Origin of the sequence: Streptomyces amritsarensis (genome assembly GCF_001953875.1) — a bacterium.
GTDB classification, from domain to species: domain Bacteria; phylum Actinomycetota; class Actinomycetes; order Streptomycetales; family Streptomycetaceae; genus Streptomyces; species Streptomyces amritsarensis.
In genome coordinates this window covers 1-24,018 of the sequence record NZ_MQUR01000014.1, presented here as the reverse complement: position 1 = coordinate 24,018, position 24,018 = coordinate 1, and the positions used below count along the sequence as shown (strand labels likewise).

Sequence of the window (24,018 nt, the reverse complement as noted above, 5' to 3'; positions counted from 1 at the left end):
GCGGCCTGTCCGGATGTGCGCGCTCCGTCGTCCTGCGCCGAGCGCGGTCAGCTCGCGGCGGCCCACTCGCCGATCAGCGCCTCGGCGGTGGTGATGGCCGCCACCAGCGCGAGCGAGTTGCGGATCACCTCCGCCGTGCAGGAGGCGGGCACTCCGGCGATCGCGTCGGCCGGGACCACGACCCGGTAGCCGAGGTTGACGGCGTCGAAGACGGTGTTCGGGATGGCGATGTTCGAGGAGACCCCGGTGACGACGAGCGTGCGGATCCCGAGGTTGCGCAGGAGCGCGTCGAGGTCGGTGCCCGCCATGGGCGAGAGCCCGTGCAGCCGGCGTACGACGAGGTCCCGCTCGGCCACCGTGATGGGCGCCGCCACCTCCACCGCACGGCTCCCGGCCAGCTGCCGCACGGGCAGTTTCCCTGCGGCCCGGAACAGCCGCGCGTTGGTGTTGGCGCCGAGCCCGTCCGGCCGCCGCTCGGCGACCGCGTGCAGCACCTGTACGCCCGCCCCGCGGGCGGCGTCGACCAGCGCGGCCACCCGCCCCAGCATCCCGGACTCCCGCGCCTCCTTGGCGAGTTCCGGCAGCGCGCTCTCCTCGCCCACGACGCCGTTCTGGCACTCGACGGTGAGCAGCGCGGTCGTGGCGGGATCGAGATCCGGCATGCTTCCCCCTGGCGTGGCGTCGCGAGAGCCCCCATGATTCCTGACACACAGTCAGATGTGAAGGGGCGCGGGACCGATGGACGAGACTCAGCGGCGGGGCCGCCGCATCATGATGAGCGAGGCCGAAGTGGACGCGTTCCTGCGGGAGCAGCGGACCTGCCGGGTGGCGACGGTCTCGCCCGACGGACGCCCGCACGTGGGCGCCCTGTGGTTCGCGTGGGACGGCAGCTCGCTGTGGCTGTACTCGATCACCCGCAGCCGGCGCTGGGCGGACCTGCGCAAGGATCCGCGGATCTCGGTGGTGGTGGACGCGGGCGAGTCCTACGACGAGTTGCGCGGTGTGGAGCTGTCCGGCAGCGCGGTCTTCGTGGGCGAGGCCCCGCGCACGGGCGAGCCGTGTCCCGAACTGGCGGAGGCGGAGCGGATCTTCCCGGTCAAGAACTTCGGGATCGAGGAGATGCCGCACGACGGCCGGCACGCGTGGATCCGCCTCACTCCGGACACGGTCGTCTCCTGGGACTTCCGCAAGATCTGACGGCCGCGGCGCCGTCGCTCCCTGCCGGATCCGGCGGCGCTACGCCTGCTGGAGTTCGGCGGCCGTCGCCCGCAGGGCGTCGACCGCGGCCCGGATGGAGGGCCGGCGGTCGGCGTCCGCGCGCCAGACCGCGTACACGTGGCGGCGTACGGAGTCGGAGACGGGCAGCAGCCGCACCCCGGGCGGCACCGGGCCCCGGCCCAGCCTCGGCGCGACGCACACCCCGAGCCCGGATTCCACGAAGGCCAGCTGGGTGTGGTGCTCCTCGGCGATGTGCGCGATGCGCGGCTCGATCCCCGTCCCGCGCAGGGTGAAGACCAGCCACTCGTGGCAGAACTGGCCCTCGTTCCAGGAGATCCATTCGTCGTCCGCGAACTCGGCGAGGGAGATCGCGGCGCGGTCCGCCAGCCGGTGGCCGGCCGGGACCGCGATGTCGACGGAGTCGTCCAGCAGGTGCGTCCGGGTGAGCTCGGCGGGCACCGGCATCCGCTTGTTGTGCCAATCGATCGCGAGCGCCATGTCGAGGTCGCCGCGCACGACGGCCGCCATGCTCTCCTCGGGTTCCTGCTCGCGCACCCGGACCCGCAGGTCCGGGTGGCCGGTGCGCAGTGCGGTCAGGGCCTGGGGCAGCAGCCCGCGCATGGCGGTCGGGAAGGCCCCGATGCGCAGTTCACCGACGGCGCACCCGCGCTGGGCCTCGACGTCGGCCTGGGCCTGCTCCACCTGGGAGATGATCCGGGCCGCGTGGTCGGCGAGGAGTCGCCCCGCGTCGGTGAGGCGGACCCCGCGGCCGTTCTTCGCCAGCAGCGGCTGGCCGACCTCGCGTTCCAGCTTGGCCATCTGCTGGGACACGGCGGAGGTGGTGACGTGGAGCCCGTCGGCCGCGCCGCTGACCGAGCCGTGGCGGGCGAGGGCGTCGAGGGTGCGCAGGCGCTCCAGATTCAACATGTAAGCGATGCTACGCCGTCGCCAGGAGAAACTCTCGCTTGTCCTACGAAGTTGATACGAGCACAGTAAAGGCCATGAGCGCACCCGCAGCCCCCCGGCCGACCACCGAACCGCCGTCCGGCGCCCCCGCCACGGCCACGGCCACGACGAATGCCACGGCGACGTCCGCGGCCACGGCCACCGCGACCCGTCGGCGCGGTCTCCTCGACTGGCGCGTGCGGTTCGCGATCCTCTCGGTGGTCTGGGGCTTCAGCTTCCTGTTGATCAAGGTCGGCACCGAGGCGTACGCGCCCTTCCAGGTGGCCCTGGGCCGGGTCCTGTTCGGTGCGCTCGCCCTCCTGGCCGTACTGCTGGTCCGGCGTGAGCGGCTGCCCCGGGGCCTGCGCACCTGGGGCCACCTCACCGTGGCGGCGCTCCTGCTCAACACGGCACCGTTCTCGCTCTTCGCGTACGCGGAGCTGACCATCCCCTCCAGCCTGGCCGGCATCTGCAACGCCACGTCCCCGCTGTGGGGCATGGCGCTCTCGCTGATCGCCCTCTCCGAGGACCGCCCGACGCGCCGCCGCTTCGCCGGCCTGGGCCTCGGCTTCCTCGGCGTGCTGACCGTGCTCGGCGCCTGGCACGGCTTCTCCGGGGTCGACGCCAAGGGCACCGCGTTCGCCCTGCTGGCCTCGCTGTGCTACCCCATCGGCTGGATCTACGTCCGGCGCACGCTGGCCGGCACCCCCGGGTCCCCGGTGGCCCTCACCGGCGGGCAGCTCATGGTCTCCACCCTCCAGCTCACGCTGGTCAGCGCCCTGTTCACCTCGGCCCCGGCCTCGTTCCCGCTCTGGCCGACCCTGTCGGTGATCGCGCTGGGGGCGCTCGGCACCGGCATGGCCCTGCAGATGCAGTACGGCCTGGTGACGGAGGTCGGCCCGACCACCGCCCAGATGGTCACCTACTTCATCCCCGTCATCGCCACGACGGCCGGCGTGCTGGTCCTCGGCGAGCAACTGCACTGGAACACCCCGGTCGGGGCCGCGATCGTCCTGGCGGGCGCCGCCCTCACCCAGACCCGCCCCGGCCCCCGCAAGCCGGCCTGAGGCGGCGCCTGTCAGCCTCCGTGCGTTCTGTCGTCGCGGGGACCTGGGTGGCGCTGAACATCCGGGGCGCCGCCGACGCGCTGGCGCGCCGGTCGGCCGCCAACACCGAGCTCGCGAGGCACGCCCGGGGTGATCTCGGCCCGGGGGCGCGGGTGGCATCCACCACTTTCTACCGGTTCCTGCCTCGGTGCTCTCGCTGGGCGGGCTCGTCTTCACCCTGGGCGGCCTGCTCGGGTCACTCTGAGCCCGCGCGCCCGGTGGTCCTGTCGGCAGGACCACCGGGGCGGCGGGCACGGCCCCGACCGGCGCCCCCGCCCGCCGCCGGCACTCCGGTTCGGTCCCTGCGCGGGCCTCCCGGTCGGTCGTTGCGCAGGAACTCCCCGTCGGTCGTTGCGCCGGAACTCCCCCGTCGGTCGTTGCGCGGGAACTCCCGGTCAGTCGTTGCGCCCGCCCGGCACGCCGGCCCGGACCGCCGCGGCCACGGCGTCGGCCAGCACCGGCATCTCCGCCACCCCCAGCCGGGACACCGTCACCCGCACCCCCGGTCCCGCCTCCACGCGGAAGATGGCCCCTGGCGCCACCGCCCACCCCGCGGCGAGCAGCCTCGTCACCACCACCGTCTCGTCGGCCACCGGCACCCACACGTTCAGCCCGGTCCGCCCGTGCGCCCGCACTCCGCGCTCCCGGAGGGCCTCGACCAGCGCGTCCCGCCGCTCCCCGTAGGACCGCGCGACCGCGGCCCGGTCCACGGCCCGCGAGGCCCACAGCTCCACCACCGCGTACTGGAGCAGCCGGCTCACCCACCCCGGGCCCAGCCGCTGGCGTCCCCGCACCCGGTCCAGGGTCACCTCGTCGCCCGTCAGGACGGCGAGCCGCAGGTCGGGCCCGTACGCCTTGGCGGTGGAGCGGATCATCACCCAGTGCCGGGTCACGCCGCCCAGCGGGTACACCGGCAGGTCGACGATGCCGTGCCCGTGGTCGTCCTCGATCAGCAGCACGTCAGGGCGCCGCCCCAGGAGTTCCCGCAGCTCCCCCGCCCGCTGCGCGCCGACCGCCGCGCCGGTCGGGTTCTGCGCCCGGGAGGTCACCACCAGCGCTCGCGCGCCCGCGTCGAGGGCCCGGGCGACGTCGTCGGTCCGCGGCCCGTCGTCGTCCACCGCCACCGGCAGCACCCGCAGCCCGAGGGCCGGAACCAGGTCGAGCGAGCCGCCCCACCCCGGGTCCTCGACCGCGACCGCGTCACCGGGCCTCAGGTGGGCGGCCAGGACCCGCTCGATGGCGTCCAGCGCACCCGAGGTCACCGCGACCGGTCCCGGCGGCACGCCGTCGGCGTCGAAGTCGGCGCGGGCGATCCGCGCCAGGTCGGGCGCGACCGGGTCCGCGCCGTACAGGGTCGGCGCCTGCCGGTGGCGTCGGGCGGCCGCGGCCAGCGCCCCTTCCAGCGCGGGAAGCAGCGACACGTCCGGATTGCCCTCCGCGACGTCCCGCACGCCCGCCGGCACCACCATCCGCAGCGCGTCCCGCGGAGTGCTCGCCGGGCGGGAGCGCACACGGCTCCCGCGCCGCCCGTCGGTTTCGATGACCCCGCGCTCGCGTAGGGTCCTGTAGGCGGCCGCCACGGTATTGGGATTGACGCCCAGCACACCCGCCAGCTCCCGCATCGGCGGCAGCAGCGATCCGGGCGGCAGCCCGCCCGACGCCACGCCCGCCTCGACGCTGGCCGCGATTTCAGATGTGCGACGCCCTGTGATCCGATACTCTCCTAGCACAAACAATATTATGCACTAGTGCAATGGAGTCCGCGCCATGACCGCCACGCCTGCCACGGAGACGACGGACAGCACCGGGACGACCGGTGCGTACGAGCCGACCGCCCGCACGGTCCCCACCCGCTCCCGCGACCGGGCGCGCTACGACCGCGAGACGGTGCACTCGATACTCGACGGGGCTTTCATCTGCCACCTCGGCTACGTCCGCGACGGCGCGCCGGTGGTCCTGCCGACGCTGTTCGCCCGGGTCGGGGAAGCGCTCTACATGCACGGCTCCACCGGGTCCCGCCCGCTGCTCGCGGCCGGCCGCACCGACCCCGGCCTGCCCGTCTGCGTCACCGTCACCCACGTCGACGGCCTGGTGCTGGCCCGTTCGGCCTTCCACCACTCGCTCAACTACCGCTCCGTGGTCGTCCACGGCACCGCCTACCAGGTGACCGACGAGGAGGAGTGCCGCACGGCCCTGGATGCCATGATCGACGCCGTCGCCCCGGGCCGCTCGCGCGACGTGCGGCCGGCCAACGCCAAGGAGCTCGCCGCGACGGCGGTGATCCGGGTGGACCTGGACGAGGTGTCCGCGAAGCTCCGCACGGGACCGTCGAACGACGACGCCGAGGACCTGGGCCTGCCGCACTGGGCGGGCGTGGTCCCGGTCGGCACGGCGTACGGGACCCCCGTGCCCGCCGCCGACCTGGACCCCGCCATCGCCCTCCCGGACTACCTCGCCGCGCTCTGAGAAGCCGGCCGCACGGCGGCGGGTCCGTCAGGTCCCCCGGGCCCCCCGGGTCCCCCGGTTGCGGCGGCCCGTGCGGGCCGGTCCGCCGGACGGCGGGACTCCGCGACGATCAGCGCACCGACCGCGGTGAGCAGCAGTACGGTGCCCAGCACCACGGCGCCGGTCAGCCGCTCCCCGAGGACGAGGACGGCGATCGCCGCCGCGCTCACCGGCTCGATCAGCATGATCACCGAAACGGTCGCGGCGCGCACGGCCGCGGCGCCCGTGAAGTAGAGCGCGTACGCCAGCGCCGTCGGCACGGTGGCGACGTACACCAGCAGCCACAGCACCCGCGCCAGGTCCGCGGTGTGCGGCAGCAGGCCCTCCGCGGCGGCGAGCGGCAGCAGGCACACCGCGCCCACCGCGACGGACCAGGCAGTGGTCACCAGGGGGTCCCCTGCCTCCCCGCGCTGCCCGAGCCGGCGGGCCCGCAGGGTCATCGCGGCGTAGCCTCCGGCCGACAGCAGCGCCCAGCCGACGCCGAGCGGGCGCACCTCGGCGCCGCCGCTGCCCAGCACCAGGACGGCGAGGCCGGCGAGCGCTCCCACGACGGCGACGGCGCCGCCGCGGCCGAGGCGTTCGCCCATCCAGGAGCGCGCGCCGAGCGCGATGAGCACGGGCCCGGCGCCGAGCGTGACCACGGTGCCGACGGCCAGCCCGGTCTCGCGCACGGCGGCGAAGTAGGCGGCCTGGAAGAGGGTGAACAACAGCCCGGTGGCGATCAGCGAACCCGCCGACGGCGTCCCCGCCGCAGTCGAGGCCGCCGCGGGCCGGGCGCGGCCGCGCCCGGCGTGGGCCCGCCGTGCGGCGAGCACCCCGAGGAGCACCACGAGCCCGCCCGCGCACCGCCAGAACGACAGCGCGAGCGGGCCGAGGTCACTGGCCAGGAAGAGGAGGGAGGCGGCCGCCCCGGCGGTGCCCCAGGCGGCTCCGGCGACGACGAGGTACAGCAGGCTGCGCCCGGCAGCGGGCGAGTGGTTCGACACGTGTGTTCTCCGCGCGTGCGTGAAGGATGAGGGGATCGGGTCATCGCTTCGCGGGCAGCACCGACCCGCCCTGGGTGCTCCCCGGGCCGGGTCGTCGGATGTGGAGGCGCCGCCCGCTAGGACGCGGGAGGCGGAAGCACGGTCGCATGCATGCCCGCCACCCTACAGCGGGGCTTTGGTGGGTTCGCGGTCCACCGGGACCGGTTCGCCCGCGGGCTGCGGGGCGGGCCGGGAGGACTGCGCGATGAAGGCACCGCCCAGCACCAGGGCGCCGCCGACGATCTGCCAGGTCGAGAGGTACTCGCCGAGCAGGATCCAGGCCAGCACGGTGGCCACGACGGCCTCCAGGAAGGCCACCACACCTGCGACCTGCGGCGAGAGCCTGCGCACCGACACCACTCCGGTCACGTACGCGAAGACGGTCGCGACGAGCACGACCCAGCCGAGCAGCACCGGCGCGGGCACCATCGTCCCGCCGACGGAGGCCTCCCCGCCGAGCACCTGCCAGTCGATCTCCCACGGCCGGGCGAGCACGGTCATCACCAGCGCGCCGATGAGCATCCCGTAGGCGATCACGCCGAGCGGGTCGGGGGCGTCCTCTCCGTCGGCGCCCTGGTCGGCGAAGACGAAGTAGAAGGCCTGGCAGCAGGCCGCGGCGAGGCCGAAGAGCACACCGAGCGGGTCCAGGCTCAGTCCGGCCCAGATCTCGACCACGCAGGCCAGGCCGACGACGGCCACGGCCGCACCGGCGGCGGCACCGCGGGTCACGGGCTTGCGCTGCACGAAGCGGATGTAGCCGAGCAGCAGCGCGGGGCCCAGGTATTCCAGCAGCAGGGCCACGCCCACCGGGATCCGCGACAGGGAGGCGAAGTAGAAGGCCTGCACGCCGGCGACGGCGACCAGGCCGAAGCCGGCGAGCAGCGCCGGCCTGCGCAGGAGGAGGTCGCGGTGGCGCCAGGCCAGCGGGGACAGCACGAGCGCTGCGCCGGCCACCCTGAGCCAGACCATGTGGAGGGGATCCAGACCCGCCTCGATCAGCGGCTTCGCAGCCACTCCGGAACCACCGAACGCGAACGCCGAGACGAGGGCGAGGCCCAGTCCGGCGTTTTTCCCTGACGCTTGCATCCGGCCATCATGACAGGGTCGGTCAGGAGCGTCACTGCGGTGACACCTGTTGAGACAGACCTGAGATCACGCCCCTCCCGCCCCCACCGGATCTGACAGGTCGTCAGTATTGAATGTTCCGGTCGCCGGGGCTACCTTCCGCCGCACGAACCCGACGAGAAGGGGTGGTCGCATGGCTGAAGTCACCGCGCAATCACGCATCGAGGCGTCCGCCGCGCAGCTCTGGTCCCAGCTGACGGACTGGGACGCGTACGGGCAGTGGAGCATGACCCACACGAACTTCCCGCAGGGCGGGCCGCAGGCCCTGGCGGTCGGCGCGACCTTCGCCGAGAACATGAAGATGATGGGCTTTCCGGCAGAGGTCGTCTGGACCGTCTCGGAGCTGGAGGACGAACGCCTCTTCGCCATCACCGGCAAGGGCCCGATGGGCGTCGCCGTCCTCACCCGCTACACCCTGACGCCGGACGGCGGCGCCACGACCGTCCGCATCGACGGCGAGTTCACCGGGGCCGCCGTCTCCCTCATGGCGGGCAAGCTGAAGGACTCGGCCACCGCCGCCCTGAACGAATCGCTGCGCAAGCTCGCCGGCCTGGTCACCTGACCCGGCCCGCTGCCACCGGCGCCCGAAGGGCGGCGCGCCCCGCGACGAGAGGCCGCGGGGCGCGCAGCCGTACGTACGGCCGCCGGGCTCAGTGCTCGTCGGCCAGGATCAGGTAGAGCTTCTTGCGGGCGTCGCCCAGCACCGCGAGCGCCTTCTCCCGCTGCTCGGGCGAGCCGGTCCGGAAGACCTGCCCGAAGGCCTCCATCAGGCCGGCGGCGGCCTGCCGGGCCTCGTGCGCCGCCTCGAAGTCGAAGCCCCGCCCGGCGTCCTCCCAGGGGGCGTCCGGCCCGGACTCGGCCTCGGCGCGGCCGGCCTCGGTGAGCGTGAACAGCTTCTTGCCGCCCTCGCTCTCGCTGCTGATGAGCCCCTCGTCCTCCAGCAGGTTCAGGGTGGGGTAGACCGAGCCCGGGCTGGGCTTCCACGCCCCGCCGCTGCGCTCGCCGATCTCCTGGATCATCTCGTAGCCGTGCATCGGCCGGTCGGCGAGCAGCGCCAGGATCGAGGCGCGCACGTCACCGCGCCGCGCCCGGCCCCGCGGCCCTCCGCGGCCGCCGCGGCCGCCGAAGGGCCCCGCGCCGAAGGGGGGTCCGAACGGGCCGAAGGCCGCGCGGAATCCCTGGAACCCCTCCCGACGGTCCGGTCCGCAGTGGCCGTGGCCCCGTCCGTGCTCGTGCCCGTGGCCGTGCTGTCCGTGCTGTCCGTGTGAACGCATGGCTGCGCTCCTCTCGTCACGTGGTGTCCGTTTCACCGGTTCTCCGATGTATCCACTCTCAATGAACGATCGCGATCCGTCAACGATATATCGGAAACTATTTCACCGAGCGGTCCCAAGAAGGCCAGTCACCCCGGATTGGCCTTTGTCGACGATCAAGGAACCGTCCTAACGTCGCTCCATGCGCATCCGAATCGTCGACGCCTTCACCGACCGCCCCTTCCGCGGCAACCCCGCCGGAGTCCTGCTCCTCGAGGGCGGGTTCCCGCCGGACGCCTGGCTCCAGCAGGTGGCGTCCGAGGTGAACCTCTCCGAGACCGCCTTCGCCCATCCCCTGCCGCCCGGCGGGGACGCCGACTGGGCGCTGCGCTGGTTCACCCCGGCCGCCGAGGTCGACATGTGCGGCCACGCCACCCTCGCCACGGCGCACGTGCTGGCCGCCGACGGGCTGGCCGAGGGGCTGATCCGCTTCTCCGCCCGCTGCGGCGTCCTGACCGCCGAGACCGCCGCGGACGGCACGATCACGATGGACTTCCCGACGTCCTCACTGACCCCGGTCCCCGCGCCGCCCGCCGTGGACCACGCGCTCGGCGGCGCGCCGATCCTCTCCGTCCACGACACCGCCGCGCACATCGGCGACCTGGTCATCGAACTCGCCGACGAGAAGACCGTCCGCGAGCTGGAGCCGGACCACGCCGCCCTGCGCGCCTTCGCCAAGCGGGGAGTGATCGTCACCGCCGCCGCCGAGGACCCCGCCAGCGGCTACGACTTCGTCTCCCGGGGCTTCTTCCCGGCCTTCGGGATCGACGAGGACCCGGTCACGGGCAGCGCCCACACCGCGCTCGCCCCGTTCTGGGCGCAGCGGCTTGGCCGCACCGAACTGACCGGCCTCCAGGGCGGCGCCCGGCAGGGGCTCGTACGGGTGACCCTGGCGGGTGACCGCACCCTGCTCACCGGACACGCCGTCACCGTCGTCGACGGGGAGCTCCTGACGGCCCCGTGAGCGGACGGGGCTGAGAAGCGAGCACGGGCGGGCGCGGGCGCGGTCGCACGGCAGGGGCCCGGAGGCGAGGGCGGACGCAAGGGGGCGCCCGCAAAAAGGCTGCACGCAAGGGGCGCGGGTCGGACGCCACGGGATGCGCGCGGCGCGGGGCGGACACGAGGGGCGGACACGAGGTGCGGGGTCAGCCCGTCGGCCCGTCCCGCTCCCCGCGGGCCGCCTGCGCCCGGGTCTTCGCCTGCGCCTTCGCCCGCGCCGCGGCCCGCCGCTCTTGCTCGGTGCGCTCCCAGGCCTCGGAGTCGATGCGCTTGCGATGGACCTGTCCCGGCTCGGCCGCGCCCAGACGCACGGTCCACAGCCACAGGACGGCCGACACCGCGAAGAGGACGACCGCCGTCAGAAGGTAGGAGCCGACTTCCTCGGACTCGGGGACGCCCGCCTCGTGCATGAAGCCGGGTACGCCGGAGACGAGCGCGTTCACCCACCATGCGAGCGCCAGGTTGAACAGGGCGAGGGAGATCCAGTACGCCACGCGCATGTTCCTGGCCGGGCCCGCCACCTCGCCCAGCAGCAGCAGGCGCCGCAGCGAGACGGGCCCCGTCCGCTGCCGGCCGCCGACGTCGTTGTGGGCCCGGCGCACGGAGGCGTAGCACTCGTCCAGCCAGCGCCCCGGTTCCGGGTCGGGGGCGGGGCCGTCGGTCGGGGCCAGTTCCTTGGCCTGGATCCATCCGGTGATGAACTGGATCTCCAGGTGGGCCTTCTCCAGCCGTCTGCGGTATTTGTGGTCGGCGCTGCGCGCCTCGCGGCGGTCCCGGATGAGGAGGCTGGCTCCGCCCACCAGCCCGCTGATGACGGGCACGAAGAACGGGGCGAACGACGCCAGGGAGTCCATGACAGCCACCGCGCGTGCCTCCTCACTCCCCCCAGCGTCGCACCACGGCGGACAGCGGCCCCGCCCTGCGCGGCCGATCGGGTGGGCCGCCGCGTCTACGGCGTGGGCAGCCAGCCCACCTTGCCCGCGAGCAGGGCGTACCCGCCGAACGCCACGATGTCGAGCAGCGCGTGCGCGGCGACGAGCGGCCCTACGCGCCCCCAGCGGCGGTAGGCCAGCACGAACACGGCGCCCATCACCACGTTGCCGATGAAGCCGCCGATGCCCTGGTAGAGGTGGTAGGAGCCGCGCAGCAGCGAGCTGGCGGCCAGCGCCGCCATCGGCGACCAGCCGAGCTGGCCGAGCCGGCGCAGCAGGTAGGCCAGCACGATCACCTCTTCCACCACCGCGTTCTGGATGGCGGACAGGATCAGCACGGGGAACTTCCACCACACGTCGGGCAGGGCCTCCGGCACCACCGTGAGGTTGAAGCCGGCGGCCCGCGCTCCCAGGTAGAAGGCCAGTCCCGCGCTCCCGATCCCCGCCGCGACGAGGGCGCCCCGGCCCAGGTCCCACAGCGGCCGGGTCCGGTCGAAGCCCAGCACCCGCAGCCCGGGGGCACCCTCGCGGGTGAGCAGGTGCGCCACCAGCAGCACGGGGACCAGCGCGCTCGCGATGCCGAACAGCTGCCACGCGAGGTCCAGCCACGGCCGGCCGGGTGCGTAGGAGCCGTTGAGCGTGGCGGCCTGGTCCTTCAGACCGCCCGGCCTGGTCAGCGATCCGATGAAGCTGATCAGCGCCGAGACCCCGCTCGCGCCCAGCGACAACGCCAGGACGAGCAGGGTCTCGGTGCGCAGGAGGTCCCGCCGCCCGTCCTCGCCCAGTTCCACGAACACCGGCTCCGGCTCAGCCCGCACGCCCGACTCCCGTCCTGCCATCCCGTTGCGACCACCCCATACTGCCTCGTCGGCAGGGCGGACGATCACCGAGGGAGGGGGGCGCGGGAGGCGGCGCGGGAGGCGGCCGGCGGCTGCGCGGCGGCTCAGCGCGCGACGGGCACCGCCGCGCCCGCCTCCTCCGTCAGCCCCACGGGCCAGGTGTGCACGGGGTCGCCCTTGTGCATGAGTTCGCTGTAGCGCCGGGTGGTCGCGGCCAGCGCCGCCTCCCGCTCCAGCCCCGCCGCGAGGGCCCGGTGGTAGGTGTCGACCTGCCATGTGGCACCGTTCACGCGCCGCCGGCAGCGCTCCTCGATGATGCCGAGGTAGTGGTCCCGGTCCGCGGGCTCGATGCCCCAGGCGTCCAGGCCGGCCGCCGCCATCGGCAGCAGCTCGTCCAGGACCAGCCGTACCGCCGGCACGCTGACCAGGCCGCCGGCCCGGCCCCGGCGCGGCCACCGCAGCCGGGCGTCGATCCCGTACCGGCAGGCCGCGTCGAAGTTGGCCTCCGCCTCGGCGAAGGGCAGCCGGGTCCACACCGGGCGCGCTTCGTCCGCGAGCGTGCGTACGAGCCCGTAGTAGAAGGCGGCGTTGGCGACGACGTCGGTGACCGTCGGCCCCGCCGGCAGCACCCGGTTCTCCACCCGCAGGTGCGGCACCCCGCCCGCCACCCCGTACACGGGCCGGTTCCAGCGGTAGACGGTGCCGTTGTGCAGGACCAGCTCCTGCAGGCTCGGCACGCCGCCCTCGGCCAGGACCCGCAGGGGCTCCTCCTCGTCGCATATCGGCAGCAGGGCGGGGAAGTAGCGGACGTTCTCGGCGAAGAGCTCGTACGCGGAGTCCACCCACCGCTCGCCGAACCAGGTGCGCGGCCGCACGCCCTGGGCCTGGAGCTCCGGCGGCCGGGTGTCGGTGGCCTGCGTGAACAGCGGCGGCCGCGACTCCCGCCACAGCTCCCGCCCGAACAGGAAGGGCGAGTTGGCGCCCACGGCTATCTGCGCGGCGGTCACCGCCTGCGCCGCGTTCCACACGGCCGAGAACCGGGCCGGCGTCACCTGGAGGTGCAGTTGTACGGAGGTGCAGGCGGCCTCGGGCACGATCGACCCGGAGGTCCAGGTCAGCCGCTCGACGCCGTCGATGTCGAGGGTGAAGTCCTCCCCGCGCATCATGAGGATCTGCTCGTTCAGCAGCGAGTAGCGGTCCACCGCCGAGAGGTTCGCGGTGACCAGGTCCGCCCGGGAGATCGTCGGCAGGATGCCGATCATCACCACTCCGGCGTCGATCTCCGCGGCCTGCCGGTGCGCGTATCCCAGCCCCGCGCTGAGTTCCTCGGCGAGCCGGTCGAATACCCGGCCGTCGAGCCGGTGCGGCAGAACGTTCACCTCCAGATTGAACATTCCCAGCTCGGTCTGGAAATCAGGGCTGGCAATCCGCTCCAGCACCTGGGCATTCACCATGCGCGGCAACCCGTCGGTTCCCGCGAGATTCAACTCGATCTCCAGCCCCATCATGTTCTTCGGACGATCGAACCTCTTCTCCGCCAGAAGTCGCTCCAGTCCCTCCAGACACTCGTGGAGTTTCCTTCGATACCGCTGCCGATCGGACAGGTCGAATCCGCCCGCCACGACCTTCTCCCCCATCGAAGCGTCCCTCCTCGAGTGGGCCTGGCCCGGGGCACCCAGGCGCGCGTTACGGTCGATGATGCCCCGGCATCGTGATCCATAACGCGGAGGGGGCGTGCGTGGCGAGGAGCGCGCGCCGGGTTGGCCGAAGGGCGCTTCGGCACATTCACCTGGCAAGTCGCCTCATGCAAATTCATCTTGACATTTGCCCGCTCCCGAAAACAGGTGCTTTCCAGCCGAGCCCCCTTCCGGTAACCTCCGAGGTCAGCGCGGCACGTTCGCGCACATCCGGCATGAATGCCATGTCAGCGGGACCGGTAAGCGCCTTGTCGGCAATAGGCGGGACAGCTAGCCGAAACACTGCGTGAACACATGTCGTATAAACTCCGCAAACGAGGCAGAGAGTTGGCGCGCGGCCATTGCCCCTCGGCCCCCCTCTGGCCCCAGAATGCGACAGCGCCGTCCCGCACCTGCCCCCGTTCCACAGGTCTCCCAAGTGAGAGGCGACCCACCATGCCGCTGCATGTCCCCCCGGCTCCCGCTCCCGCCCTGCGCAGCGTCCTCGCGGCACTCGGTTCCCCCACCGCCGTCCACGAGGCGCACACTCCGGCCCTGCGCTCCATCCAGGGGCCGCTGACCGCCGAACTCCCCCTGCCGGTCCACGTCCTGGACCGGCTGAACCTCTCGGACCTCGCGTCCGCCGGCCGGCCGCCCCGGACGCGCCTGGTCGGCTGGCGGTTCCTGATCCGCAGCGGGGACCGCCACGTCGCGGCGGCCGACACCCGGCTGACGCCCGACGGCTGGGCCTTCTCCCACTTCTTCGAGGGCCCCTACGTCGCCGCCACCGAGCGCGCCCTGCGCCAGGCCGAACTGCTCGCCACCGGCTACCAGCCGCGGCTGCTGTCCGTACCGGAGCTCTACATGCTGACGCTGTGGCTGCACGGGGCGGTGGGCGCGGACGCCGCCGCCGGACTGCCCGCCGGCGAGGACCTGCTGGTGCCGCTGGCCCCGGCCCCGCCCGGCATCGCCGCGTACCGGCCGCATCCGGTCTCCGAGCTCCTGCCCGTGCTGACCCACCGGCTCACGCCCGCGACGGCGCCGGTCCCGCCGTCGCTGGCCGCGCCCGCCGCCTGACCTGATTCGCCCATTCGGCCTAGTCCGGCCGGGCCACCCGCGAACCATCCGAAATGACAGGGTAGTTGGCCTGAACCGCCCGCACGAGTGATGCGTCATCAATCCATGAGGACAGCTGCCGGGAAATCCCTGCGAAGCGGCTGTCGTGGGGGAACACTGATGGCAAGCGCCCCGCGGCTGCGGGGATGACCCAGGGGGACGGCCATGAATCAGGTAACGAGCCGTAGCACACAGACCACACCGCAGCGAAAGAACGCATCCATGTGCCAGCACCAGCCAGCCTGCCCGTCTGCCGAATCCGCCGACCGGGAGGCCGCTCGCCCGGTGGCCAACCACCCGGAACAGGGCTGGAGCCTGCTGTGCAACGGCGTCCTGCTCTTCGAGGACACCGGTGAGCTGCTGCCGGACGGGCAGATCATCGCTCCGCACCGCCCGCTCGCGGCGGCGTAGCCGACGTCGTACGGCGAAGGGGCCGACCGGGAGAGTCTCCCGGTCGGCCCCTTCGTCACGTCACGCGGCGGCCGTCACAGGCGGGCGCCTCAGTTGTCGTACTCGTCCAGCGGCGGGCAGGAGCACACCAGGTTCCGGTCGCCGAACGCACCGTCGATGCGGCGCACCGGCGGCCAGTACTTCTCGGCGGCCGTGACGCCGCCGGGGAAGACGGCCTCGTCGCGGGTGTACGGGTGGTTCCACTCGCCGCCCAGCGAAGCCGCCGTGTGCGGGGCGTTGGCCAGCGGGTTGTCGTCCGCCGGCCACTCGCCGCCCGCGACCCGCTCGATCTCGCCGCGGATGGCGATCATCGCGTCGCAGAAGCGGTCGATCTCGGCGAGGTCCTCGGACTCCGTCGGCTCGATCATGAGCGTGCCGGCCACCGGGAAGGACATCGTCGGCGCGTGGAAGCCGTAGTCGATCAGGCGCTTGGCGATGTCGTCCACGCTGACGCCCGTCGCCTTCGACAGCGGGCGCAGGTCGATGATGCACTCGTGCGCGACCAGGTTGCCCGGGCCGGTGTAGAGCACCGGGTAGTGGGGCTCCAGGCGCTTGGCGATGTAGTTGGCGCCGAGCACCGCCACCTGGGTGGCGCGCTTGAGGCCCTCGCCGCCCATGAGGCGCACGTAGGACCAGGAGATCGGCAGGATGCCGGCCGAGCCCCACGGCGCGGCCGAGATCGGGCCGACGCCCGTCTCGGGGCCGGCCGTCGGCTGCAGCGGGTGGTTCGGCAGGTACGGGGCCAGGTGCGCCCGGACACCGACCGGGCCGACGCCCGGACCGCCGCCGCCGTGCGGGATGCAGAAGGTCTTGTGCAGGTTCAGGTGCGAGACGTCGCCGCCGAAGTGACCCGGCTTGGCCAGGCCCACCAGGGCGTTCAGGTTGGCACCGTCGACGTAGACCTGGCCGCCGGCCTCGTGCACCTGGGCGCAGATGTCGGCGACGTGCTCCTCGAACACACCGTGCGTGGAGGGGTAGGTGATCATCAGCACGGCGAGCTCGTCGCGGTACTGCTCGATCTTGGCGCGCAGGTCGTCCGCGTCCACCTCGCCGTCGTCGGCGGTCTTGACGACGACGACCTTCATGCCGGCCATCACGGCGCTGGCGGCGTTGGTGCCGTGCGCGGAGGACGGGATGAGGCAGATGGTGCGCTGCTCGTCGCCGTTCGCGCGGTGGTAGGCGCGCACGGCCAGCAGGCCGGCGAGCTCACCCTGGGAGCCGGCGTTCGGCTGGATGGAGACCTTGTCGTAGCCGGTGACCTCGCAGAGACGTTCCTCCAGCTCGTTGATGAGCGTGAGGTAGCCCTCGGCCTGCTCCACCGGGGCGAAGGGGTGCAGCTGGCCGAACTCGGGCCAGGTCACCGGCTCCATCTCGGTGGTCGCGTTGAGCTTCATGGTGCAGGAGCCCAGCGGGATCATGCCGCGGTCCAGCGCGTAGTCCTTGTCCGAGAGCTTGCGCAGGTAGCGCAGCATCGCGGTCTCGGAGCGGTGCTGGTGGAAGACCGGGTGGGTCAGGTAGGCGTCCGAGCGCAGCAGGGCCTCGGGCAGCGTGTCGGCCGTGGCCTCGTCGAGCGCCTCGATGTCCGCGGTGACGCCGAAGGCGGCCCACACGGCCTCGATGTCGGCGCGCAGGGTGGTCTCGTCGCAGCTGATGGAGACGAGGTCGGCGTCGACGCGGTGCAGGTTGACCCCGCCCTCGCGGGCGGCGGCGACGACCTCGGCCGCACGGCCGGGGACGCGGACCGTGATCGTGTCGAAGTAGGAGCCGTGCACGGTCTCGACCCCGCCGGCCCGCAGACCGGCGGCGAGCAGCGTCGCGTAGCGGTGGGTGCGGCGCGCGATCGTGCGCAGGCCGTCCGGGCCGTGGTAGACGGCGTACATGCCGGCCATGACGGCGAGCAGCACCTGCGCGGTGCAAATGTTGCTGGTGGCCTTCTCACGGCGGATGTGCTGCTCGCGGGTCTGCAGCGCCAGGCGGTACGCCTTGTTGCCGTCCGCGTCTACCGAGACGCCGACGAGGCGGCCGGGCAGCGAGCGGGCGTGCTTGTCCTGGACGGCCATGTAGCCGGCGTGCGGTCCGCCGAAGCCCATCGGGACGCCGAAGCGCTGGGTGGTGCCGACCGCGATGTCCGCACCGAGGGCGCCCGGGGACGTCAGCAGGGTCAGGGCGAGCAGGTCGGCCGAGACGGTGACGATGGCGCCGAGCTCGTGCGCCTGGTCGATGACCGGCTTGATGTCCCGGACGGCGCCCGAGGCACCCGGGTACTGGATCAGTACGCCGTAGACGCCGCGCTCGGCGATCTCGGCGGGGATGCCGTCGGAGAGGTCGGCGACGACGACCTCGATGCCGATCGGCTCGGCGCGGGTCTCGATGACGGCGACGGTCTGCGGCAGGGCGTCGGCGTCGACGAGGAAGACGTTGCCCTTGACCTTGCCCACGCGGCGGGCCAGGGTCATGGCCTCGGCGGCCGCGGTGCCCTCGTCGAGCAGCGAGGCGCCCGAGGTCGGCAGGCCGGTGAGGTCGGCGACCACGGTCTGGAAGTTCAGGAGGGCCTCGAGGCGGCCCTGCGAGATCTCCGGCTGGTAGGGCGTGTACGCCGTGTACCAGGCCGGGTTCTCCATGACGTTGCGGAGGATCACCGGCGGGGTGAAGGTCCCGTAGTAGCCGAGGCCGATCATGGAGGTGAGGACCTGGTTGCGGTCGGCGAGCGAGCGCAGCTCGGCGAGCACCTCGGCCTCGGTCCGCGCCTCGGGCAGGGCGAGCGCGTCGGCGGTCTTGATCACATCCGGGACCGCGGCGGCGGTCAGTTCGTCCAGGGAGCCGTAGCCCACCTGGGCGAGCATCTTCGCCTGCGCCTCGGCATCCGGGCCGATGTGGCGCTGTTCGAAGGGGATGCCTCGCTCCAGCTGGGAGAGCGGAATGCGGTTGGCGGTCATGTACGGAGGCCTCCTGGTCATATGACCTGCGAGGGGCACCACGGCGCGGGCACCCGGACGGCCTCCCCCTCTGTCATCTGCACCTGAGAGTTTCACCGGAGTCACGGGGGTCTCCCGAGAGATCCGGCTTTCACCGTCGGTGAGGAGGGGGACCGGCACTGCGCGCCCGGTACCCGCCCTGCTTTCCAGAGTGGCCTCGTCCGTGCGGTACGTATGCCTGAGAGATTCCGGGGAGGATTTGCTCCTTCGGCGCCTCCGTCTTGCTCACTCGGAGGACTCTCCCGCACAGGGTCGACAGCCGTCACCCAGACTACCAGCGGGGTTCAAGAGGCTCCCCGAGTGGCCTCCTCTGCGGAAATGCTCTTCTGTTGTCACTACGGAGCAGTTGCGACAGTTGCGACCATTTGGAGGGACCGTGCAGACCGACATCGATCCGCGCAGCCTGATCGGCCGCAAGGCATTCGACCGCAACGGTGCCAAGATCGGCACCATCGACGAGGTCTACCTCGACGATGCCACGGGCGTCCCGGAGTGGGCCGCCGTCCGCACCGGCCTGTTCAGCCGGGACGCCTTCGTCCCGCTGGAGCCGAGCGAGATGGTCGGCGAGACCCTGCGGGTGCCCTTCGAACGCTCCCTCATCAAGGACGCACCGGATTTCGGCGTCGGCCGCCACCTCTCTCCCGAGCAGGAACTCCAGCTCTACCACCACTACGGCCTGGACACGACCCTTCCCTCCGACTTCCACCGCGACTTCGGCCACCTGGCGGGCGACGAGGGCTGACCCCCGGCGCTGTTCCCGGACCGGCCGCCTCCCTAGTGCTGTGACCGGCAGGGTTCACCGGGTCGCGACGCCCGGCACGGCACCTCGCCGCGTTGTCGGACCGCGCACGTACGTCCAGTACGAGCCGCGGCCCTCCGCCTTGCGATGCACCGCACCGGACGCCGCGCCCCGGCACACCTTTCCGGCCACAGCACTAGACCGCCCGCGCCCGCGGGTGGTGGAGGCGCCCCCGCGGTCCGCGGGGGCATAGGAATGCGGATCGGCGGGGCGGCGCGCGGCGCCCGAGCTGCGGCAGCGGACGGCCCGAGGCGTCCGCCCCGAACAGCTCGCCGACCGCGAGCCCTTGCTGCCGCGGCCATCGGTTCGGGGCCTCCGCCCAGGCGGGCGCGCCCGGTTTCCCCCCGCGGCGGCAGCCGGGTCAGGTCCGGGCCGGCTCGGCCGCCCCGACCTGCGGCGCCGCCTTCGGCGGAGCGCGTCCTTGAGCGGTCAGCCGCCGGCCGACCGGACGGACGCGAGGACGAACGCGTGGCCCGCCGGGTCCGCGTAGCGGCGCAGGGTCGTGCGTTTGTCCGGGCGGGTGCCGTCCTCCTCCGCCGCCACCGGCCGCGCCCCGAGGGCGACGGCCTCGCGCTCGGCCTCGTCGAGGGAGTCCTGCGCCACCAGGATCCGCAGGTGGACCTGCTGGCTCCCCTCCGGCAGCGGCCAGGTCGGCGGTGTGTGCTGCGGGTCGCGGCGGATGCCGAGCAGCACGCCGGCGCGGCCCGTGACGAGGAACAGGTCGCCGTCGTCGGCGGCGGGGCCCGCCGTCGCGCCGAGCAGGTCAGCGTAGAAGCGGGCCAGAGGCTCGGGGTCCGCGCAGTCCAGGACGATGACGCTTGTCTTCACTACGGTCATGCACCCGCGTGTGCCCTGCGTCGTCGGCCGTACACGCGCCGTACGGGTCGCATGCCGTGCGGAGGTCCGGGTAGCCGCGCCTCGAGACGTCCAGACGGACGCCCCGCACCTCGGGGGTGCGGGATCGCCGATGACGCGGAAGGAGTGCGCATGTCGCACGTCGAGGAGTATGTCGAGGTCAACGTCCCGGTACGCACGGCCTACAACCAGTGGACGCAGTTCGAGGACTTCCCCGCCTTCATGGAGGGGGTCGAGCGCATCGAGCAGCGCAGTGACACGCTCACCCACTGGGTGACGAACGTGAACGGGGTCCGGCGCGAGTTCGACGCGCAGATCACCGAGCAGCTCCCGGACCGGCGCGTCGCGTGGATGACGGTCGACGGTGAGGCCCGCCAGGCCGGCCTCGTCACCTTCCAGCCGATCGACGCGACCACCACCAAGGTCGTCCTGCAGATGAACTGGGTGCCCGACGGCATCGCCGAGGCCGCAGCCGACAAGCTCGGCTTCGTCAAGCGCCAGGTGGGCGGTGACCTGAAGCGGTTCAAGCTGTTCATCGAGTCCCGCGGGGTCGAGACGGGCGCCTGGCGCGGCGAGGTCTGATCGCGATGGGCCGGATGAACGGGGTGAGCGGGGTGGGCGGCGGGGTGAGCGGGGTGAGCGGGGAGACCGCGCGCAAGGGCGCCCGGGCCGCGTCGCGCGGCGGCACGCTGCGGGAGGTCACCGCCCGGTCCGGGCTGGTGGCGCGCGGGGTGCTGTACGCGCTGATCGGGGTGCTGGCCGTCCGCGTCGCCTTCGGCGGCGGCGACCGGGAGGCCGACCGGCAGGGTGCCCTCCAGGAGCTGGCGGACCAGCCCTTCGGCTCGGTCCTCATCTGGGCCGTCGGCATCGGCCTCGTGTGCATGGTGCTGTGGCGGCTGTCGGAGGCGGTGTTCGGCGCGGCCGGTCCGGACGGCGACAAGCCCGCCAAACGCCTGGCCTCGGCGGGCCGGTGCGTGTTCTATGCGGTGGCGGCCTTCTCCGTCCTCGTGTTCGCCTCGGGCGGCGGCGGGAGCTCCGGGGACGAGCAGTCGCGTGACATGACCGCGAAGTCGCTCGGTCTGCCCGCCGGCCAGTGGCTGGTGGGTGCCGTCGGCGTCGGGATCGCCATCGCGGGCGTGGTCATCGCGGTACAGGCGGCACGGTGCCGCTTCCGCGAGCACCTCGCGATGGGAGGTGCCTCGCGAGGCTGGCGGAAGGCGGTCGACTTCCTCGGGGTGACCGGCGGGCTGGCCCGCGGGGCCGTGTTCGCGGCGGCCGGCGGCTTCGTCGTGTACGCGGCGCTGCGCTACGACCCCGGGCAGGCCAAGGGGCTCGACGACACCCTGAGGACGTTCGCCGGGACACCGGCGGGTCCGTGGCTGCTGGTCGCGGTCGCCGTGGGGCTCGTCCTCTTCGGGGCGTTCTCCTGGGCGATGGCCCGGTGGCGCGAGGTGTGAGGGCGCGGGGATTCGGGGCGCGGGGTGTGAACCCTTGCCTCCGGTCCTACGGGGCGGGTGGGGCGGGACGGCTCCGGTGCTCAAGGGGGAGACCCGCCGCGGCGGAGCCGAATCCCCGCAGTGGCGTCCATCTCCCGTCCGGGGACAGCCGCGTGATGCTGTCGGTTCGTTCACCGAGGGACGACGCCCGTACCGGCCGACAACGGGTGGGCGTCGGGCTTGCCAGGTCCTCGGGCGGGCCCCGCGCCGGCCGTCGCCGACGGTGAAGGTGCCGCGTACGGCCGGTACGCGTTCGAGGCCCGCGAGCCGCGCCAGCGGCCCGGTCGCGGCGCAGCCGGTGGCCGGCAGGACAGGCAGGCAGTTCGAGCCGCTCGGGCATCGGAAGAACGTGGGCGGGTAGCTCTCGCCGGCCCCGCCAGTACGGCGCGTCGTAGGACCAGCGGCCGGCGTCGCAGAAGGCGGCGTACCCCTTGTTCCCACCTGCTCCCTCGGCCGGTGGCAGACCCGGCCGTGGCCGTACTCACGCCTCACGAAGGACGGCGGTGCCACCAGTGCCTGCGGCGCGGGTGTACGGCGCGGCCGAGGCGCAGGCCGATGAAGAGGTACCCGAGGAGCGCTCCGGCCGTGTTGAGGATGACGTCGTCGATGTCGAAGACGCGTCCGGTGACGAGGGCGCCCTGGACCAACTCCACCAGCGTCATCAGGCACACGGTCACCGCGGCGACCCGCAGCAGTCCGCGTGCGGGGGGCAGCAGGACGGGCAGGAGCACGCCGAACGGCACGCCGAGCAGCAGGTTGCCGCCGAGTTGACGGGCCGCTTCGAGCGCCGGCGCGTGCTCCAGGTAGGCGTCGATCGAGCGGCCCGGCCGGAGGTTGCTGTGCACGAGGGCCGCCGAAGCCGCGGACGGCTCCAGCGTCAGCCGGGCCAGGACCACGCTGAACAGGACGGTCCCGGCGAAGGCGGCCAGCATGGCCAGCGCCCGCACCGCCGGGTGTGCCGGGCGGGTCTTGGCCGCCGTTGCCGTGGCCGGTTGCACCGCTTCCCGCGGTTGTGCGTCGCGCCGTCGCGCGCGGCTCCATGTCATGAGGGCGCGTGTACCCGGCGGACGGGCCCCTACGCGGCTGCCCCGCGGGCGCATGCGCGCGTCCCCGAGAGGGCACGCGCACGGGGTGACCGACATCCCCCGCACCGCATCGCAGCCCGGCGGCCCGCCCTCCTGCGCCGTCGCCCCCACCACCCCCACCGCCCTCGCGGCGCGCACGCGCGCCGAGTTGCGGCGTACGGCCGTCCGCGTCTGGACGGACAACCTGGCCGACCACGCGGCTGCCCTCACCTATTACGCCCTGCTCGCGCTGCTGCCCGCGCTCGTCATCGCCGTATCCGTCGTGGGGTTGCTGGGCGGGGCGCGGCGCGACCGCCTCGTCGCGGACCTGACCGCGTACGCACCCCCGCAGTCGGCGCAGGTGCTCCGCGAGGCGCTGGGCGGCCTCCCGGAGGGGCAGTCGTCGATGTGGGCCCTGCTGTTGGGCGGGGTGGCGAGCGCGCTGTGGTCGGCGTGCAGCTACCTGGCGGTGTTCCGCCGCGCCCTGCACACCATGCACCGGGTGCCGGACACACGGCGTCCGCTGCGCGCCGCGCACACACTGCTCGTCCACGCGGGGCTGCTGCTGGTGCTGCTCGTGGTCGGCGCGGTGGGGCTGGTCCTGTCCGGGCCGCCGGCCCGGTGGGCCGCACGGGCGGTCGGCGGGAGCGGCCCGCAGGCTGTCGCGCTGCTGCGCTGGCCCGTGCTCCTGGTGGTCGTGACCCTCCTGGTGCTGGTCCTCTTCCGGACCGGCCCGGTCCAGAGCCGGGGCACCCGGCGGGGCCTGCCCGGCGGCGTGTTGGCGGCGCTGCTGTGGCTGGCCGCGTCGGGGCTCTTCACGCTGTACACGCAACTGGACACGTACGGCCGCCTGTACGGGTCGCTGGCCGGGATCGTGGTCTTCGTGATCTGGCTCTGGTTCGCGAACCTGGCCCTGCTGACGGGTGCGCAGTTCAACGCCGAGCGGGCGCGCAGGCCGGCGGCCGGACCTCGGGGGTGAACGTCGGCGGCCCGGCCCGGAGCCGCCGCGCACGGCCCGGCCCGACCGGGACCGGGTCGCGTCGGCTCCGGGCCGGGCCGGCTTCGGACGCCCTACTTCGCGCGCCGTGCCCGCCGGGCGCGCCGGGCGAGCGCGGCGGCGGCGAGTACGCCGGCGGCCGTGGCCAGCGCGGTGCGGTGGGTCCGCGCCGCGGTCGCGGCCCGGCCGGCGTTCGCCCGCACGGAGTCGAGGTCGCGGTGCCCGGCGAGCCGCCCGGCACGGGCGGCCGTGTCCCGGACGCGCGTCGCCGTCCGCAACGCCCCGGCCAGAACGGGGTCGGGGGTCTTGTCCTCGACGAGCCGCCCGACGTGCACGGCGGTGTCCCTCAGCCGGTCGGTCGCGCGGGCGACCTGTCGGCGGAGCTCCGCCGAGGTGGGGACGGACTTGTCGTTCACGTGCGGTATCAGCGTCATGGGGCTTTCCTCTCCTGGGAGTTGTCCGCGTTCGGATATCTGCTGCGCGGGTACCCGGCAGCGGCCCGATCACGCGCGCGGGTTCGGGGAGACGGGGCCGTACGACGGCGCTGCTCCCCGGGCGCGGCACGGCCGTGGGCCCGAACTCG

24 protein-coding genes and 1 riboswitch are annotated in these 24,018 nt (G+C 73.5%); of the genes, 11 read left to right on the top strand and 13 right to left on the bottom strand.

Annotated features, from left to right (window positions below):
- Positions 1-47 precede the first annotated feature (47 nt).
- A complete protein-coding gene (locus tag AVW11_RS08915; protein ID WP_060179376.1) occupies positions 48-662 on the bottom strand; it encodes a cysteine hydrolase family protein in 615 nt (204 codons plus the stop codon).
- Positions 663-738: 76 nt separating this feature from the next.
- On the opposite strand from AVW11_RS08915, the gene AVW11_RS08910 reads away from it, so the two are divergent.
- Positions 739-1,197 carry a pyridoxamine 5'-phosphate oxidase family protein gene (locus AVW11_RS08910; RefSeq protein WP_030842376.1) on the top strand — a complete coding sequence of 153 codons (459 nt, stop codon included), beginning with the start codon at positions 739-741 and terminating at the stop codon, positions 1,195-1,197.
- Between the two features lie 39 nt (positions 1,198-1,236).
- Here the strand turns inward: AVW11_RS08910 and AVW11_RS08905 are convergent, their stop codons facing one another.
- Positions 1,237-2,145, bottom strand: coding sequence for a LysR family transcriptional regulator (locus tag AVW11_RS08905; RefSeq protein ID WP_060179377.1), 909 nt, complete (start codon positions 2,143-2,145; stop codon positions 1,237-1,239).
- Positions 2,146-2,219: 74 nt separating this feature from the next.
- Between AVW11_RS08905 and AVW11_RS08900 the strand changes: the two genes are divergently transcribed.
- Positions 2,220-3,230, top strand: a complete 1,011-nt coding sequence (locus tag AVW11_RS08900; RefSeq protein WP_206281891.1) for a DMT family transporter — start codon at positions 2,220-2,222, stop codon at positions 3,228-3,230.
- A gap of 434 nt (positions 3,231-3,664) precedes the next feature.
- Here the strand turns inward: AVW11_RS08900 and AVW11_RS08895 are convergent, their stop codons facing one another.
- Positions 3,665-4,999 (bottom strand): aminotransferase class I/II-fold pyridoxal phosphate-dependent enzyme, encoded by a 1,335-nt coding sequence (locus AVW11_RS08895; RefSeq protein WP_076043704.1) that lies wholly within the window; start codon positions 4,997-4,999, stop codon positions 3,665-3,667.
- Positions 5,000-5,036: 37 nt separating this feature from the next.
- Here AVW11_RS08895 and AVW11_RS08890 point away from each other — a divergent pair, with 37 nt between their 5' ends.
- Entirely contained in the window at positions 5,037-5,735 is a 699-nt protein-coding gene (locus tag AVW11_RS08890) for a pyridoxamine 5'-phosphate oxidase family protein (RefSeq protein ID WP_030842389.1), read from the top strand.
- Here the strand turns inward: AVW11_RS08890 and AVW11_RS08885 are convergent.
- Together AVW11_RS08885 and AVW11_RS08880 are read right to left on the bottom strand one after the other, a co-directional pair.
- A complete protein-coding gene (locus AVW11_RS08885) occupies positions 5,717-6,760 on the bottom strand; it encodes a DMT family transporter (protein ID WP_079250565.1) in 1,044 nt (347 codons plus the stop codon). The two genes, AVW11_RS08890 and AVW11_RS08885, sit on opposite strands and share 19 nt — an antisense overlap.
- A 162-nt stretch (positions 6,761-6,922) precedes the next feature.
- Positions 6,923-7,885: an EamA family transporter gene (locus AVW11_RS08880; RefSeq protein WP_076043703.1), complete on the bottom strand. Its 963-nt coding sequence runs from the start codon at positions 7,883-7,885 to the stop codon at positions 6,923-6,925.
- Between the two features lie 172 nt (positions 7,886-8,057).
- Between AVW11_RS08880 and AVW11_RS08875 the strand changes: the two genes are divergently transcribed.
- Positions 8,058-8,486, top strand: a complete 429-nt coding sequence (locus AVW11_RS08875; protein ID WP_030842401.1) for a type II toxin-antitoxin system Rv0910 family toxin — start codon at positions 8,058-8,060, stop codon at positions 8,484-8,486.
- Between the two features lie 88 nt (positions 8,487-8,574).
- Here AVW11_RS08875 and AVW11_RS08870 read toward each other — a convergent pair whose 3' ends face one another.
- A complete protein-coding gene (locus AVW11_RS08870; protein ID WP_076043702.1) occupies positions 8,575-9,198 on the bottom strand; it encodes a PadR family transcriptional regulator in 624 nt (207 codons plus the stop codon).
- Between the two features lie 181 nt (positions 9,199-9,379).
- Between AVW11_RS08870 and AVW11_RS08865 the strand changes: the two genes are divergently transcribed.
- The gene (locus AVW11_RS08865; RefSeq protein ID WP_076043701.1) at positions 9,380-10,201 is read left to right on the top strand and encodes a PhzF family phenazine biosynthesis protein; all 822 of its coding nucleotides are present in this window, start codon (positions 9,380-9,382) and stop codon (positions 10,199-10,201) included.
- 181 nt (positions 10,202-10,382) lie between these two features.
- On the opposite strand, the gene AVW11_RS08860 is transcribed toward AVW11_RS08865, so the two are convergent.
- The 3 genes from AVW11_RS08860 to AVW11_RS08850 all read right to left on the bottom strand — a co-directional run bounded on the left by AVW11_RS08860 (position 10,383) and on the right by AVW11_RS08850 (position 13,644).
- The gene (locus AVW11_RS08860) at positions 10,383-11,099 is read right to left on the bottom strand and encodes a hypothetical protein (protein WP_143568824.1); all 717 of its coding nucleotides are present in this window, start codon (positions 11,097-11,099) and stop codon (positions 10,383-10,385) included.
- Positions 11,100-11,185: 86 nt separating this feature from the next.
- Positions 11,186-12,007: a CPBP family intramembrane glutamic endopeptidase gene (locus AVW11_RS08855; protein ID WP_078093813.1), complete on the bottom strand. Its 822-nt coding sequence runs from the start codon at positions 12,005-12,007 to the stop codon at positions 11,186-11,188.
- 104 nt (positions 12,008-12,111) lie between these two features.
- On the bottom strand, positions 12,112-13,644 hold the full coding sequence (locus tag AVW11_RS08850) for a glutamate-cysteine ligase family protein (RefSeq protein ID WP_076043700.1): 1,533 nt from the start codon (positions 13,642-13,644) through the stop codon (positions 12,112-12,114).
- A gap of 495 nt (positions 13,645-14,139) precedes the next feature.
- Here AVW11_RS08850 and AVW11_RS08845 point away from each other — a divergent pair, with 495 nt between their 5' ends.
- Together AVW11_RS08845 and AVW11_RS08840 are read left to right on the top strand one after the other, a co-directional pair.
- Positions 14,140-14,760, top strand: a complete 621-nt coding sequence (locus AVW11_RS08845; RefSeq protein ID WP_060179384.1) for a hypothetical protein — start codon at positions 14,140-14,142, stop codon at positions 14,758-14,760.
- 261 nt (positions 14,761-15,021) lie between these two features.
- The gene (locus tag AVW11_RS08840; protein WP_030009772.1) at positions 15,022-15,210 is read left to right on the top strand and encodes a DUF5999 family protein; all 189 of its coding nucleotides are present in this window, start codon (positions 15,022-15,024) and stop codon (positions 15,208-15,210) included.
- 89 nt (positions 15,211-15,299) lie between these two features.
- Here AVW11_RS08840 and gcvP read toward each other — a convergent pair whose 3' ends face one another.
- Entirely contained in the window at positions 15,300-18,185 is a 2,886-nt protein-coding gene (gene gcvP, locus AVW11_RS08835; RefSeq protein WP_030842420.1) for an aminomethyl-transferring glycine dehydrogenase, read from the bottom strand.
- 195 nt (positions 18,186-18,380) lie between these two features.
- A riboswitch (glycine riboswitch) is annotated at positions 18,381-18,479 on the bottom strand.
- A gap of 121 nt (positions 18,480-18,600) precedes the next feature.
- On the opposite strand from gcvP, the gene AVW11_RS08830 reads away from it, so the two are divergent.
- A complete protein-coding gene (locus tag AVW11_RS08830; protein ID WP_107423251.1) occupies positions 18,601-18,966 on the top strand; it encodes a PRC-barrel domain-containing protein in 366 nt (121 codons plus the stop codon).
- 486 nt (positions 18,967-19,452) lie between these two features.
- Here AVW11_RS08830 and AVW11_RS08825 read toward each other — a convergent pair whose 3' ends face one another.
- A complete protein-coding gene (locus AVW11_RS08825; protein ID WP_076043697.1) occupies positions 19,453-19,860 on the bottom strand; it encodes a VOC family protein in 408 nt (135 codons plus the stop codon).
- A 150-nt stretch (positions 19,861-20,010) separates the two neighbouring features.
- Here AVW11_RS08825 and AVW11_RS08820 point away from each other — a divergent pair, with 150 nt between their 5' ends.
- Together AVW11_RS08820 and AVW11_RS08815 are read left to right on the top strand one after the other, a co-directional pair.
- Positions 20,011-20,460 carry an SRPBCC family protein gene (locus tag AVW11_RS08820; RefSeq protein ID WP_030844669.1) on the top strand — a complete coding sequence of 150 codons (450 nt, stop codon included), beginning with the start codon at positions 20,011-20,013 and terminating at the stop codon, positions 20,458-20,460.
- 14 nt (positions 20,461-20,474) lie between these two features.
- Complete coding sequence (locus tag AVW11_RS08815) at positions 20,475-21,335, top strand: DUF1206 domain-containing protein (RefSeq protein WP_076043730.1); 861 nt, start codon at positions 20,475-20,477, stop codon at positions 21,333-21,335.
- Positions 21,336-21,862: 527 nt separating this feature from the next.
- Here the strand turns inward: AVW11_RS08815 and AVW11_RS08810 are convergent.
- On the bottom strand, positions 21,863-22,420 hold the full coding sequence (locus tag AVW11_RS08810; protein WP_324616155.1) for a VanZ family protein: 558 nt from the start codon (positions 22,418-22,420) through the stop codon (positions 21,863-21,865).
- Positions 22,421-22,505: 85 nt separating this feature from the next.
- On the opposite strand from AVW11_RS08810, the gene AVW11_RS08805 reads away from it, so the two are divergent.
- Positions 22,506-23,417, top strand: a complete 912-nt coding sequence (locus AVW11_RS08805) for a YihY/virulence factor BrkB family protein (RefSeq protein WP_234330980.1) — start codon at positions 22,506-22,508, stop codon at positions 23,415-23,417.
- Positions 23,418-23,509: 92 nt separating this feature from the next.
- Here the strand turns inward: AVW11_RS08805 and AVW11_RS08800 are convergent, their stop codons facing one another.
- Entirely contained in the window at positions 23,510-23,869 is a 360-nt protein-coding gene (locus AVW11_RS08800; protein ID WP_060178654.1) for a hypothetical protein, read from the bottom strand.
- Between the last annotated feature and the right edge of the window lie 149 nt (positions 23,870-24,018).